This is a genomic window from Sphingobium sp. CFD-2 (assembly GCF_024611135.1).
In the GTDB taxonomy this organism is placed as follows: domain Bacteria; phylum Pseudomonadota; class Alphaproteobacteria; order Sphingomonadales; family Sphingomonadaceae; genus Sphingobium; species Sphingobium fuliginis.
Genome location: NZ_CP084405.1, coordinates 2,154,177 through 2,166,462, shown reverse-complemented (window position 1 = coordinate 2,166,462; position 12,286 = coordinate 2,154,177). Strand labels below are relative to the sequence as shown.

At 62.5% G+C, this 12,286-nt stretch carries 17 protein-coding genes; 5 read left to right on the top strand and 12 right to left on the bottom strand.

Annotated features, from left to right (window positions below; genetic code table 11):
• Nucleotides 1–35 precede the first annotated feature (35 nt).
• Nucleotides 36–215 carry a hypothetical protein gene (locus tag LDB29_RS10575; RefSeq protein ID WP_025550220.1) on the top strand — a complete coding sequence of 60 codons (180 nt, stop codon included), beginning with the start codon at nt 36–38 and terminating at the stop codon, nt 213–215.
• Here LDB29_RS10575 and LDB29_RS10570 read toward each other — a convergent pair.
• Nucleotides 212–610 carry a low affinity iron permease family protein gene (locus LDB29_RS10570; RefSeq protein WP_025550219.1) on the bottom strand — a complete coding sequence of 133 codons (399 nt, stop codon included), beginning with the start codon at nt 608–610 and terminating at the stop codon, nt 212–214. The two genes, LDB29_RS10575 and LDB29_RS10570, sit on opposite strands and share 4 nt — an antisense overlap.
• Before the next feature lie 70 nt (nt 611–680).
• Between LDB29_RS10570 and LDB29_RS10565 the strand changes: the two genes are divergently transcribed.
• The 4 genes from LDB29_RS10565 (at nt 681) to LDB29_RS10550 (ending at nt 4,158) form a co-directional block, all read left to right on the top strand.
• Nucleotides 681–1,013, top strand: a complete 333-nt coding sequence (locus tag LDB29_RS10565; protein ID WP_257554102.1) for a hypothetical protein — start codon at nt 681–683, stop codon at nt 1,011–1,013.
• A gap of 140 nt (nt 1,014–1,153) precedes the next feature.
• On the top strand, nt 1,154–2,353 hold the full coding sequence (gene sucC / locus LDB29_RS10560; protein ID WP_025550217.1) for an ADP-forming succinate--CoA ligase subunit beta: 1,200 nt from the start codon (nt 1,154–1,156) through the stop codon (nt 2,351–2,353).
• A gap of 126 nt (nt 2,354–2,479) precedes the next feature.
• Nucleotides 2,480–3,229, top strand: a complete 750-nt coding sequence (locus tag LDB29_RS10555) for an electron transfer flavoprotein subunit beta/FixA family protein (protein WP_025550216.1) — start codon at nt 2,480–2,482, stop codon at nt 3,227–3,229.
• Complete coding sequence (locus LDB29_RS10550) at nt 3,226–4,158, top strand: electron transfer flavoprotein subunit alpha/FixB family protein (protein ID WP_025550215.1); 933 nt, start codon at nt 3,226–3,228, stop codon at nt 4,156–4,158. The genes LDB29_RS10555 and LDB29_RS10550 overlap by 4 nt, the downstream gene beginning before the upstream one ends.
• Nucleotides 4,159–4,215: 57 nt before the next feature.
• On the opposite strand, the gene LDB29_RS10545 is transcribed toward LDB29_RS10550, so the two are convergent.
• From LDB29_RS10545 to uvrA, 11 genes are all read right to left on the bottom strand, one after another.
• On the bottom strand, nt 4,216–4,560 hold the full coding sequence (locus LDB29_RS10545) for a glycine zipper 2TM domain-containing protein (protein ID WP_025550214.1): 345 nt from the start codon (nt 4,558–4,560) through the stop codon (nt 4,216–4,218).
• 170 nt (nt 4,561–4,730) lie between these two features.
• Nucleotides 4,731–4,949 carry a hypothetical protein gene (locus tag LDB29_RS10540; RefSeq protein ID WP_025550213.1) on the bottom strand — a complete coding sequence of 73 codons (219 nt, stop codon included), beginning with the start codon at nt 4,947–4,949 and terminating at the stop codon, nt 4,731–4,733.
• A gap of 128 nt (nt 4,950–5,077) precedes the next feature.
• A complete protein-coding gene (locus LDB29_RS10535) occupies nt 5,078–5,254 on the bottom strand; it encodes a hypothetical protein (RefSeq protein ID WP_165363300.1) in 177 nt (58 codons plus the stop codon).
• Between the two features lie 62 nt (nt 5,255–5,316).
• Entirely contained in the window at nt 5,317–5,529 is a 213-nt protein-coding gene (locus LDB29_RS10530) for a cold-shock protein (protein ID WP_007684722.1), read from the bottom strand.
• 170 nt (nt 5,530–5,699) lie between these two features.
• A complete protein-coding gene (locus LDB29_RS10525) occupies nt 5,700–6,707 on the bottom strand; it encodes a hypothetical protein (RefSeq protein ID WP_099185662.1) in 1,008 nt (335 codons plus the stop codon).
• A gap of 83 nt (nt 6,708–6,790) precedes the next feature.
• Nucleotides 6,791–7,066 (bottom strand): type II toxin-antitoxin system RelE/ParE family toxin, encoded by a 276-nt coding sequence (locus LDB29_RS10520; protein WP_099185663.1) that lies wholly within the window; start codon nt 7,064–7,066, stop codon nt 6,791–6,793.
• Nucleotides 7,066–7,248, bottom strand: coding sequence for a hypothetical protein (locus LDB29_RS10515; RefSeq protein WP_044662618.1), 183 nt, complete (start codon nt 7,246–7,248; stop codon nt 7,066–7,068). Before LDB29_RS10515 ends, LDB29_RS10520 begins: the two co-directional genes overlap by 1 nt.
• A 77-nt stretch (nt 7,249–7,325) precedes the next feature.
• Complete coding sequence (locus LDB29_RS10510) at nt 7,326–7,514, bottom strand: hypothetical protein (RefSeq protein WP_257554095.1); 189 nt, start codon at nt 7,512–7,514, stop codon at nt 7,326–7,328.
• Nucleotides 7,498–8,058, bottom strand: a complete 561-nt coding sequence (locus LDB29_RS10505; protein WP_099185665.1) for a hypothetical protein — start codon at nt 8,056–8,058, stop codon at nt 7,498–7,500. Before LDB29_RS10505 ends, LDB29_RS10510 begins: the two co-directional genes overlap by 17 nt.
• 7 nt (nt 8,059–8,065) lie before the next feature.
• Complete coding sequence (locus LDB29_RS10500) at nt 8,066–9,142, bottom strand: type I restriction endonuclease (protein ID WP_044662616.1); 1,077 nt, start codon at nt 9,140–9,142, stop codon at nt 8,066–8,068.
• Between the two features lie 75 nt (nt 9,143–9,217).
• Nucleotides 9,218–12,130, bottom strand: coding sequence for an excinuclease ABC subunit UvrA (gene uvrA / locus LDB29_RS10495; RefSeq protein ID WP_257554093.1), 2,913 nt, complete (start codon nt 12,128–12,130; stop codon nt 9,218–9,220).
• Between the last annotated feature and the right edge of the window lie 156 nt (nt 12,131–12,286).

Here is a 12,286-nt window from a genome sequence, read left to right as displayed (position 1 = left end):
CCAATCTCTTTCAGCGATCAGGTAGGAGGGTGAATATGAATGGGGAGATGGATGTCAACTATCTGCTGCACAGACAGCAAGTTGCATTGATTCGCGCGCAGATGAGCCGGTCGGTGAAGGGCCGGGAGGCCTATGAAGGCCTTGCGCGCGGCTATACCGATCAGATCGACGCCTATCGCCGTGAGAATGAAAGGCTGGTCGACCTGGCGCATTAGCGGCGTTCGATCAGCCGTTCTATCGACTCGCGGTGCGTTTCATTGTCGCCACATTCCTTTTCCAGCACCGTCTTGATCTTCTCCAGTTCCGCTTCGGTCAAATGTTCGATGCCGATGAACTCGTTCCGCGCCGTCGATACGGCGCGGATCAGTTCGTCCATTTTCGCCTGTATGGCGGAGCCGTCGCGATTTTGCGCATTCTGGATCAGGAAGACCATCAGGAAGGTGACGATCGTCGTGCCCGTATTGATGATGAGCTGCCAGGTGTCGGAATAATGGAAGATCGGGCCGGTCACGATCCAGCCCAGGATCACCAGCACGGCCAGGATGAAGGCGGCCGGCTGGCCCGACCAGCTTGCGATCCGGTGGGCAAAGGCCGTGAAAATCCTGTCCATCTCTCTTTTTCTCCCTTGGGCGCGGCCAGCATTTAGCCTCTGTTCAGACCATGCTTGCCATGAAGGAGGGATGACAACCATCCCCCTCCGTTCGCTGGCCTGCGGGCTGGGCGCTTCGCTCCTCCTCATGTCTTGCGCGACGGTCTCTCCCGAATCGCGCCTTCGCACCGGGCTGATCGATGCGGGTATATCGCCCCGCATGGCCGGCTGCATGGCCGAAAGGATGGTTGATCGGCTGAGTCTGACGCAGCTCCGCAGGCTTCAGTCGCTGGCATCGCTCCGCAAGTCTCACATGGGGGACATGACGGTGGACCGGTTCCTCTTCAAGGTCCGCGCGCTGGAGGATCCGGAGATCTTTGCCGTGACCAGCAAGGCGGCGATCGTCTGCGCCATGGACGGCTGATTTCGCAATAAACAAGGCCTGCGCTTTACAAAGGTTTTGCAATTTTGCAAAGTCATTTTGCGAAATTTGCTGGTGTTGCCCTTTTGCCTGTGCTTAGCCGCTGGGCACAAGAGTTTCAGCGGAAAGGACAGGCGAGCCCCATGAACATCCACGAATATCAGGCGAAGGAACTGCTGGCGAAGTACGGCGCGCCGATCGCCGCCGGTTACGCCGCTTTCTCCGTCGATGAAGCGGTCGAAGCCGCCAAGAAGCTGCCCGGGCCGCTTTATGTCGTGAAGTCGCAGATCCACGCTGGTGGCCGGGGCAAGGGCAAGTTCAAGGAACTCGGTCCCGACGCGAAGGGCGGCGTCCGTCTGGCCTTCAGCCTGGACGAGGTGAAGGCTCACGCCACCGACATGCTCGGTAACACGCTGGTGACGGTGCAGACCGGCGAAGCAGGTAAGCAGGTCAATCGCCTCTACATCACCGACGGGGCTGATATTGCGAAGGAATTCTACCTCGCCCTGCTGGTGGACCGTGCGACCGGCCGCGTGGCCTTCGTCGTGTCGACCGAAGGCGGCATGGACATCGAGGAAGTCGCGCATTCGACCCCGGAGAAGATCCACACCTTCGCCGTCGACCCGGCCACCGGCTTCATGCCGCACCATGGCCGGGCCGTTGCCGCCGCGCTGGAATTGACCGGTGACCTGGCCAAGCAGGCCGCCAAGGTCGCTTCGTCGCTCTACGACGCTTTCCTGGCGACCGACGCGTCGCAGATCGAAATCAACCCGCTGGCCGTCACCGAGCAGGGCAACCTCCTCGTCCTCGACGCCAAGGTCGGCTTCGACGGTAACGCATTGTTCCGTCACAAGGACATCGTCGAACTGCGCGACCTGACCGAGGAAGATGCGGCGGAAGTCGAGGCTTCGGAATATGACCTCGCCTATATCAAGCTGGACGGCAATATCGGCTGCATGGTGAATGGCGCGGGTCTTGCCATGGCGACCATGGACATCATCAAGCTTAACGGCGAATTCCCGGCCAACTTCCTGGACGTCGGCGGCGGCGCTTCCAAGGAAAAGGTGACGGCGGCCTTCAAGATCATCCTGAAGGACCCGGCGGTGAAGGGCATTCTGGTCAACATCTTCGGCGGCATCATGAAGTGCGACATCATTGCCGACGGCATCGTCGCCGCCGCCAAGGATGTGAACCTGTCGGTTCCGCTGGTCGTCCGCCTGGAAGGCACGAACGTCCAGCAGGGCAAGGACATATTGGCCAAGTCGGGCCTGGCCATCGTCCCGGCGGACGATCTGGGCGACGCGGCCAAGAAGATCGTGGCGGAAGTGAGGAAGGCAGCCTGACGCAGCTTTTCGCCTGAACAAGACACCAAAAGGGTGCGGGTGGTCCGGAGACGGGCTGCCCGCGCCCCTGCTTGCATTTGCCGTCGCATTTGCGGGCTTGGCGTGAATGAAGGAAGGATGTTGGAGATGAAGATCCTTGTGCCCGTGAAGCGGGTGATTGACTATAATGTGAAGCCTCGGGTGAAGGCGGATGGGACGGGCGTCGATCTGGCGAACGTGAAGATGTCGATGAACCCGTTCGACGAGATCGCGGTCGAGGAAGCCATTCGCCTGAAGGAGAAGGGCGTGGCGACCGAGGTGGTGGCGGTGTCGATCGGCGTTGCCAAGGCGCAGGAGACGCTGCGCACGGCGCTGGCCATGGGTGCCGACCGGGCGATCCTGATCCAGACCGACGATGAGGTCGAACCGCTGGGCGTGGCCAAGCTGCTCGCCAAGGTGCAGGAAGAGGAAGGCGCTGGCCTGATCATCCTGGGCAAGCAGGCGATCGACGACGACAGCAACCAGACCGGCCAGATGCTGGCGGCCCTGCTGGGTCTGCCGCAGGGCACCTTCGCCAGCAAGGTGGAGGTCGAAGGCGACAAGGTCAGCGTGACCCGCGAAGTCGACGGCGGTCTGGAGACGGTGAAGCTCAACGTCCCCGCCATCGTCACCACCGACCTGCGTCTCAACGAACCGCGCTATGCCTCGCTGCCCAACATCATGAAGGCGAAGAGCAAGCCGCTCGCGACCAAGGCGCCTGCCGATTACGGCGTGGACATTGCGCCGCGTCTGGAGACGATCAAGGTGTCCGAACCGGCCAAGCGTTCGGCCGGCGTGAAGGTGGCCGATGTCGATGAACTGGTCGCGAAGCTCAAGGCTCTGGGAGTTGCAGCATGACGAAGACGCTCGTTTGGGTTGAACATGAGGGCGGCGCGGTCAAGGACGCGACGCTTTCCGCCGTCACCGCTGCATCGAAGCTGGGTGAAGTGCATCTGCTGGTTGCGGGGCAGGACGTCGGCGGCGTTGCCGCGGAAGCCGCCAGTATCGCGGGCGTGGGCAAGGTCCATGTCGCCGACGCCGCCGCCTTCGGTCATGCGCTGGCCGAGAATGTCGCGCCGCTGGTCGTTGAGCTGATGAGCCATCATGATGCGTTCGTCGCGCCCGCCACCAGCAATGGCAAGAATATCGCGCCGCGCGTGGCGGCTCTGCTGGATGTCATGCAGATCAGCGACATTCTGTCGGTCGAGAGCGAGGATATGTTCACCCGGCCCATCTATGCCGGCAACGCCATCGCGACGGTAAAGTCGAAGGATGCCAAGAAGGTCATCACCGTTCGCGGCACCGCTTTCGAGAAGGCGGCCAAGAAAGGCGGCAACGGGACTGTCGAGGCGGTGGCTTCGACGGGTGACAAGGGCATTTCCTCCTTCGTTGGGGCCGAAATCGCCAAGCTGGAGCGTCCGGAGCTGACTTCGGCCAAGGTGATCGTGTCGGGGGGCCGTGCGCTCAAGGACGGCGAGACGTTCGAGGCGACGATCTTCCCGCTGGCGGACAAGCTGGGCGCGGCGGTCGGCGCGAGCCGCGCGGCGGTCGACGCGGGTTATGTGCCGAACGATTATCAGGTCGGGCAGACCGGCAAGATCGTGGCGCCGGAAGTCTATATTGCCGTGGGTATCTCCGGGGCGATCCAGCATCTGGCGGGGATGAAGGATTCCAAGACCATCATCGCCATCAACAAGGATGAGGATGCGCCGATCTTCCAGGTGGCGGACATCGGGCTGGTCGGCGACCTGTTCAAGGTCGTGCCGGAGCTGGTCGAAAAGCTGTAAGCCCTGTCGGGGTTCAGAAGGAGGGCGCGGGCCTTTGGGTCCGCGCCCTTTTTCGTTCTATTCGCAGCGGACGTCGTTCTTGTCGATGGCGCGGCCGGCGAGCGCGCCGCCGGCGCCGCCCAGGATGGTGCCCAGCGTCTTGGAGCCGCCGGGGGCGATGATGTTGCCCAATACGCCGCCCGCAATCGCGCCGACTATGGTGCCGGTGGTGCCGTCGTCGCGCTTGCAATAATAGCGGCCGTCATTGTCGCGGTAGATATAGTCGTTGTCGCCGATGGGCCGGCCGCCGGGGCGGTGGCCGTAGCCGGGGCGGTCGTAGCCGTAGCGGCCACCGTCACCGTCCGAAACGCAGGCCGTCAACGGCATTGCAAGCAGCGCCGCTGCCAATAGGGGGGTGCGCATTGTCCTTTTCTCCTGTGCTTTCCCTGCTGGGGTGACAACCCTTGGGAAGGGAGGAAGTTGCGCGAAATAGTCTGCCCGCCGCGGCACCAAAAGGGGGGAAAGGCAGCCGGGCGGGCAGTGATGCCAGCGGGGAGAGGGTGTTCACCGCTGGAAAGGAAAGGGTCGGGCCGTCAGGGCGTCACGGGCGCGGCGCCGGTGGTGCTGGCGGCGGGCGTGGCGAGGTTGGGACTGGTCACCGTGCTGTCGCTGTCGCGGCGCTGGTCGAGGTCCGACTTGGCCTGGTTGTAGCGGGCGACGAGGTCGTCCTTGAACTCTGTCAGCTTGCCTTCGTCATAGAGTTTCTTGCCGACATAGCCTGCGATCGCGCCGAAGATCAGGGTGCGGATCATGGGTGGGGGCTCCTTGTTCCGTGGGGAATTTGCAAGGATAACATTGGCGGCGCGGATCGGTTCCGGCGCGGTGCGGCAGGGCGAGCGGGGCCGGCGATGCGAAGAGTGGCAGGGCCGGCCGGCGCCGTTCAGTTGGTGGCGGCGGCGCGGCGGGCGCGGCTTTCGTCGACATATTCCTGTCGTCGGGCCATGACCAGAAAGGCGGCTTCGGAACGCAGGCAGCGCTGGCGGACATTGTCCAGGGTGGCGGCGTCGGCTTCGTTCCGGGCCTGACGGGCGAGGGCGCGGAAATCGGGGTTGGCCATGGGACGCTCCTTTCAAGAGTGGCGGGCGCCGCGTGGGCGGCGCCCGGCCTGTCAGCGGCGCATCATTGCGCGTGCTGGATATTCACCGCCGCCATCTTGCCGCGCTTGTCCTGCTCCAGATCGTAGGAGACGCGGTCCTTTTCGCGCAGGGTGGCGAGACCGCCGCGCTCCACCGCGGAGATGTGGACGAAGGCGTCCGGGCTGCCGTCATCGGGAGCGATGAAGCCATAGCCCTTGTCGGCGTTGAAGAATTTGACGGTTCCGATGATGCTCATGGGGTATTTCCTTCTTTACGTGGGCGCGTCCCGTGTGGACGGGCCTTGCGCTAGAGGGGCAGGGAAAGAAGGAAGTTTGGTGCCGCAAAGCGCCGAAAGACCGTCGATTTGCGACTATAGCCTTCCCCATATAGGGGCATGGGGGCGGAATAGCAAATCGGCGGGTGCGATCATCCTGCTCCCGCCAGCGCGGTGAAGCCGAAAAAGGCGTCGCGGGCGCGGGCGGCGGCATGTTCATAGGGGCGGCGCTCCGCCTCCACGCGCAGGGCCAGCGCCTGTTCCTCCGCCGTCGTCAGGTCGCGCTCATAGGCGTCGATGTCGTAGAAGGCGTCGCTTTCGTCGCCGTCGAAGCCGGGCGGCGCGGGATAGTCGGTGCGCCAGCCGTCCCTTTCCTCATCCCACCAGATGCCGCGCAGCCGGGCGGCGGCTTCGTCTGGCGGGAAACTGGCGCGGTCGACCGGCGGAGCGGCCGGAAGGGGCCGAAGTTCACACCGTCCATCGAGGGGGAAGAGCGGGGCCTTGCCGCCCTCGCCCAGCGCCAGGCGCGCGGCGACGAACAGCGCGGCGGAGGCGCCGGGGGACAAGGCGGTGGCGGCCTGTTCGATGGCGGGCGTTTCTTCGGGGGCGGCGGGGTCGGGCAGGGCGGTGTGGTCCGCATCGGCGGCCATGGGCTGAGGCGGGGGCGGGGCGTCGGGGCGGTCGGCCTGCGCCTGATCCTCCGGACAGAGCATGTCGAGATAGGCGGCGAAATCCTGCGCCACCACGCGGGCGAGGGCGGCGTCGCTGCCCTGCGGCGGGCTGTCGGCCATGCGGTCGAGGCGGGAGAGCATCGACATGGCGAGGCGGTTGTCGTGGCGGTGGCGGGTGATTTCGCCTGCTTGCGCGTCCTTGCGGATCACCTCCTCATGGCCGGTGAGGGCGCGGGCGAGCAGATCGTCGGCCAGGCGGGCGCGGGCGATGAGGATGGCGGCGTCCCAGCCGAGGCGAAAGGCCGCGCCGTCGCGGCGGATGCGCAGGGCATAGGCCGAGCGCGGGCTGATGTGGGCGGCTTCGCAGGCGGAGAGAATGATGCCGGTGGCGGCGAGGGTTTCAAGGAAGGTGCGTTGGCGAGCGGGGCTCCAGCCGTCGGCGCGGATCTGCTGCGCGGGGGTGGGGAGGGGAGGGAATTGGCAGGTCATGGCAAGGCCCTTTTCCGTGAGGTGCTTTGCCGGGAGGATATGTCAGGGGAGGGTGTGTAGGACAGAACAAAATGGGAACGAAGTCAAGGATATTGTTGGCGGGTGTGGAGGACGGCCAGGATTTCGATGACGTCTGCGCCTGCGCGGTAAACGAGGACGTAGTTGGGGGTAACGATGGCTTCCCGCGTATCCGGGACGCGACCGGCGCGATGCATATAGGGATGGTCGGCCAGTCGCTCAGCGGCATATTCGAACAGATCGGCAAGGCGGGCGGCAGCGGCGGGATTGCGGTCGGAGATATAGTCGATGATGCGGTCGGCATCTTCGAGCGCCTTCGGGCGCCAGATGACGTGCGGCATCAGGCCTGCTTGGCTTTCTTGGCCTCAATGATGGCGCGCAGTTTCGCCATGACCTGATCGTGCGGGATGCCGGGCCGGGGATCGGCCAAGGCGGCTTCGACCTTGGCGCGGAACCAAGCGTCATAAGCCTCGGCGTCCTCGGTGGTCGCGAACTCGGACTCGATGGGAGTGAGTTTGGTCATGGATTGGAAAATATCAGTAGCCGCGGTCTGTGCCAATCACGGAACGGCTGAATTGGTCCGAATTAGATGAGTCGGATTTACCAGTTGCCGCCTGCGTCCCTGATCGCTTTCAGGAGGGCCTTTTTGCTGGCTGTGCGGCGGGTGCCGCTGTTGCGGGGTATATCGGCGTCGGTGATACCGAGTTCGGCGCGGCGGCGCGCGAGATCGGCCGCAAAGCTTTTGAAGGCGATGCGGCGGCCGGGCCAATTCTCAGTTTTGTCGGTCAAGGACATCATCTGCTCCGAAATCACCGCCAGTTTCATGGCGGATGCGGCGTTCAAGATAATCCATGTCGGCTTCCGGGTGAAGGCGTAGCAGCGTTTTTGCTTGCGCCAGCATCTCGCGGGCGGTGCCGGAGGCATATTGGCCCATGCGGTCGGCTATCAGATCTTCCACAGAGATAATCGCAAAGGGCGGACCATTTTCAAAATCCTCGACAAGGGCGATATGGTCGCGCGTGACAGCGCCGTCGAGCGGCATGTCGCCAACGACTTCGAAACCGAGGCCGAGATCGGGATGAACCCACCCGCGTGTAGCACGGCCTGGTCCTGAGGGGCGGACGAACCCGTAGCGCTGAAATTCTTCTTCGAGGGCATCCTGCGCCGGTGAGCAGAGATCGAAGTCGCCCGTAGTAATAAATCCCATGCTGTAAAATTCTACTGCCGCGCCTCCCACCAGCACAGGTCGAGTGAAGCCTCGTGCGGCCATTGCATCACAAATCTGTGCGAAGATTTCCAGCGCGGCGGTGAATTCCAAGCGATATTGAGGCATGGTATGATTAGCTGTCAGGCCCGCTTTCTAAAGCCGTGATACGCGCTACGATTAACTCCTCAAGTTTGTATATGTCGGTGAGGGACGAAACGGCATGCCGCGTCTCTACTTTGTCAACGAACGTGCCAACATATCGTGTCGTTGGGCTATTGAAGTGGAGCCGGGCTAGAGATTTCCTATTGTTGTCATCTAGCAATATGGCGCAGTATGATTTTGAATCCCGGATGACCACGCGACTAGGATCTACATGTCGTGCAGCTATGGCTTGTACGATACGAAACCCGTTAATCTCATCATCCGTCGTAATGATGCCTGCCGCATCGGACATGTCATCAGACCCACCCTCCTCAATGATTTCGGAAGCCGGATTGGCGACATTCAGTGCCGATGTTAAACGATCGTTGACCCGGTCTCTGATGATCGAGGCGATAGATGCCGTAAGAACAGCATGGTATTGCTCTTTGAGGGATGCTGTTACACGCCCTCCTTGCACCCTTGCAGCCATCATTTTGATGAAGTCATCCGAAGGGTCGGCAAATTCCTTTTCCAATTCAATGCGCATTTGTGATTCAAGCTTCAATCGACCAGCGGCTGCGACAATTGAGTCGATATCAAAATGCTGACGTGTAAATTTCTCTAAGATAGGCGGATCGGTCCGCTTTATCCCATCCATGGAAAAGATGTAAAATGGCTTTTCGTCCATTTTATTGGGTTGTTCTATATCAGAATAAAACTGATATTGAACGCCATTCGTTAGGACCGCAACGCGAGCGTCTGTTGTTGAGAAATAGCGAAATAGTTGAGAAGCATGTTTGAGATCGAGGTCAACAGAGGAAGGTTTGCATTCCATCAAAATTTTTAGCTGACCGTCAATGCAGATTGCGTAATCAACTTTCTCACCTTTCTTTATCCCTACGTCTGCCGTGAACTCGGGTATGACTTCTGCCGGATTGAAGACATCATATCCCAATGATTGGATAAACGGCATCACTAGCGCCGTTTTGGCTGCTTCCTCGGTTAGCAATAGCTCGCGATGTTGGGCTGTTCGTTTTTCGAGTTCGACCAGTTTAGTAGCCAGTTCCATTTAACCCCCCAATTATACCTGCACACCATCTTGCTGAAAAATATTAAAATTTCCAGTTAAGATCGTTCAAGTCAATCACTCCGCCGCAACGGCCTCCATCCCCAACAGCGGCGCGAGATAGCGTCCGGTGAAGCTCCGGGCGTTCTTCGCGACCTTTTCGGGCGTGCCTTCGGCGACGACTTCGCCGCCTTTGACGCCGCCTTCCGGGCCCATGTCGATGATCCAGTCGGCGGTCTTGATGACATCCAAATTGTGTTCGATCACGACCACGCTGTTGCCTTGTTCGACGAGGGCGTGGAGGACTTCGAGCAGTTTGCGGACGTCCTCGAAATGGAGGCCGGTGGTGGGTTCGTCCAAGATATAGAGCGTGTTGCCGGTGGCTCGGCGGGAGAGTTCCTTGGCGAGTTTGACGCGTTGGGCTTCGCCGCCGGACAGGGTGGTCGCCTGCTGGCCGACCTTGATATAGCCCAGGCCCACTTCGGCCAGCATCGCCATCTTGTCGCGGATGGGGGGGACGGCCTTGAAGAATTCCACCGCATCCTCGACCGTCATGTCGAGGACGTCAGCGATGGACTTGCCCTTGAACTTCACCTCCAGCGTCTCGCGATTGTAGCGGGCGCCGTGGCAGACGTCGCAGGTGACATAGACGTCGGGGAGGAAGTGCATCTCTATCTTGAGCACGCCGTCGCCCTGGCAGGCTTCGCAGCGGCCGCCCTTGACGTTGAAGCTGAAGCGGCCGGGTTTGTAGCCGCGCGCCTGCGCTTCGGGGAGGCCGGCGAACCAGTCGCGGATGTTGGTGAAGGCGCCGGTGTAGGTCGCCGGGTTGGAGCGGGGGGTGCGGCCGATGGGCGACTGGTCGATGTCGATCACCTTGTCGCAATGTTCGAGGCCCGTCACCTTGTCATGCGGGCCGGCGACGATGCGCGCGCCGTTGAGGGTGCGGGCGGACGCCGCATAGAGGGTGTCGATGGTGAAGCTGGACTTGCCCGAGCCCGATACGCCGGTGATGCAGGTGAAGGTGCCGAGCGGGATGCTGGCGGTAACATTTTGCAGGTTGTTGGCGCGGGCGTTGTGGACGGTGAGTTTCTTGCCCGATCCCTTGCGGCGGCGGGGCGGGACTTCGATGCGGCGGGCGCCGTTCAGATAGTCGGCGGTCAGGCTGTCCTTGTGCGCGAGCAGTTCGTTGAGGGTGCCCTGCGCGACGATGGTGCCGCCGTGGACGCCCGCGCCCGGCCCCATGTCGACGATATAGTCGGCGGTGCGGATCGCGTCTTCGTCATGTTCCACGACGATGACGGTGTTGCCGAGGTCGCGCAGGCGCTTGAGCGTGATGAGCAGGCGGTCATTGTCGCGCTGGTGCAGGCCGATGGAGGGTTCGTCGAGGACGTAGAGGACGCCCGACAGGCCGCTGCCGATCTGCGAGGCGAGGCGGATGCGCTGGGACTCGCCGCCGGACAGGGTGCCGCTGGTGCGGTCCAGGTTCAGATAGTCGAGGCCGACATTGTTGAGGAAGCCGAGGCGCTCCACGATTTCCTTGAGGATGGCGCGGGCGATCTGGTTCTGCTGATCGTTGAGGCGGCTGGGGAGGGTGGAGAAGAAACCGAGCGCGTCCACCACCGAGCGGCGGGTGGACATGGAGATGTCTTCCCCCGCGATCTTCACCGCCAGCGCCTCCGGCTTGAGGCGGGCGCCGTGGCAGGTCTCGCACGGCATGGCGGTCTGGTATTTGCTGAGTTCCTCCCGCATCCAGGCGGATTCGGTCTGGAGGAGGCGGCGGTTGAGATTGCCGATGACGCCTTCGAAGGGCTTTTTCACCTCATAGCTTTTCTTGCCGTCGACGAAGCGCAGGGTGACGGGCCGGCCGGCGGTGCCGTGGAGGATGATGAGCTTCACCTCCCCCGGCAGGTCGGCCCAGGGGGTGTCGAGGGAGAAGCCGAACTCCTTCGCGAGGGAGCCGAGGACCTGCATATAATAGGGGCTGGGCGGGTTGGACTTGGCCCAGGGGACGACGGCGCCCTTCTTGAGGCTGAGGGCTTCGTTGGGGACGACGAGTTCGGGGTCGAACTCCTGCCGTTCGCCCAGGCCGTCGCAGGCGGGGCAGGCGCCCTGCGGGGCGTTGAAGGAGAAGAGGCGCGGTTCGATCTCCGCTATGGTGAAGCCGCTGACGGGGCAGGCGAACTTCTCGCTGAAGACGATGCGGTTGGCGGGGATGCCTGCGCCCTTGAGGTTGCCGGTGGATTCCGCTTCGACCTCGCGGCCGGGGACGGCGCCGTCTGCGAGGTCGACATAGGCGAGGCCGTCGGCGAGTTTCAGGGCTTGTTCGAAGCTGTCGGCGAGGCGGGTGGCCATGTCGTCGCTGACGGCGAGGCGGTCGACCACCACTTCGATGTCATGCTTGTATTTCTTGTCGAGGGCGGGGGCGTCCTCGATGGCGTAGAGTTCGCCGTCGATGCGGACGCGGGTGAAGCCGGCCTTCTGCCACTCCGCCAGTTCCTTGCGATATTCGCCCTTGCGGCCGCGGACCACGGGGGCGAGGAGGTAGAAGCGCGTTCCTTCGGGCAGCTGCATGACGCGGTCGACGATCTGGCTGACCGTCTGGGCGCTGATGGGGAGGCCCGTGGCGGGCGAATAGGGGATGCCGACGCGCGCCCAGAGGAGGCGCATATAGTCGTAGATTTCCGTCACGGTGGCGACCGTGGAGCGCGGGTTGCGGCTGGTCGTCTTCTGCTCGATGGAGATGGCGGGGGAGAGGCCGTCTATATGTTCGACGTCCGGCTTCTGCATCATCTCCAGGAACTGGCGCGCATAGGCGGAGAGGGATTCGACATAGCGGCGCTGACCCTCGGCATAGATGGTGTCGAAGGCGAGGGAGGACTTGCCGGAGCCGGAAAGGCCGGTGATGACGATCAGGCTGTCGCGCGGAAGGTCGACGTCGACGCCCTTGAGATTATGCTCGCGTGCGCCGCGGACGCTTATGGTGGTCAGCATTCGGCAGACCTCTGCTGAGAAATTTGCGTGAGACTCATGGGGGCGTGTTGTTCCAGATTTGTTCTTGGGAGGCAAGGGCCGGTCGGGCGCAAGATAGGGACTGTGCGGCGAAAGGAAAAGGCGGCGGCTTTGCCCCCGCGCCGGGCTGGGGTAAAG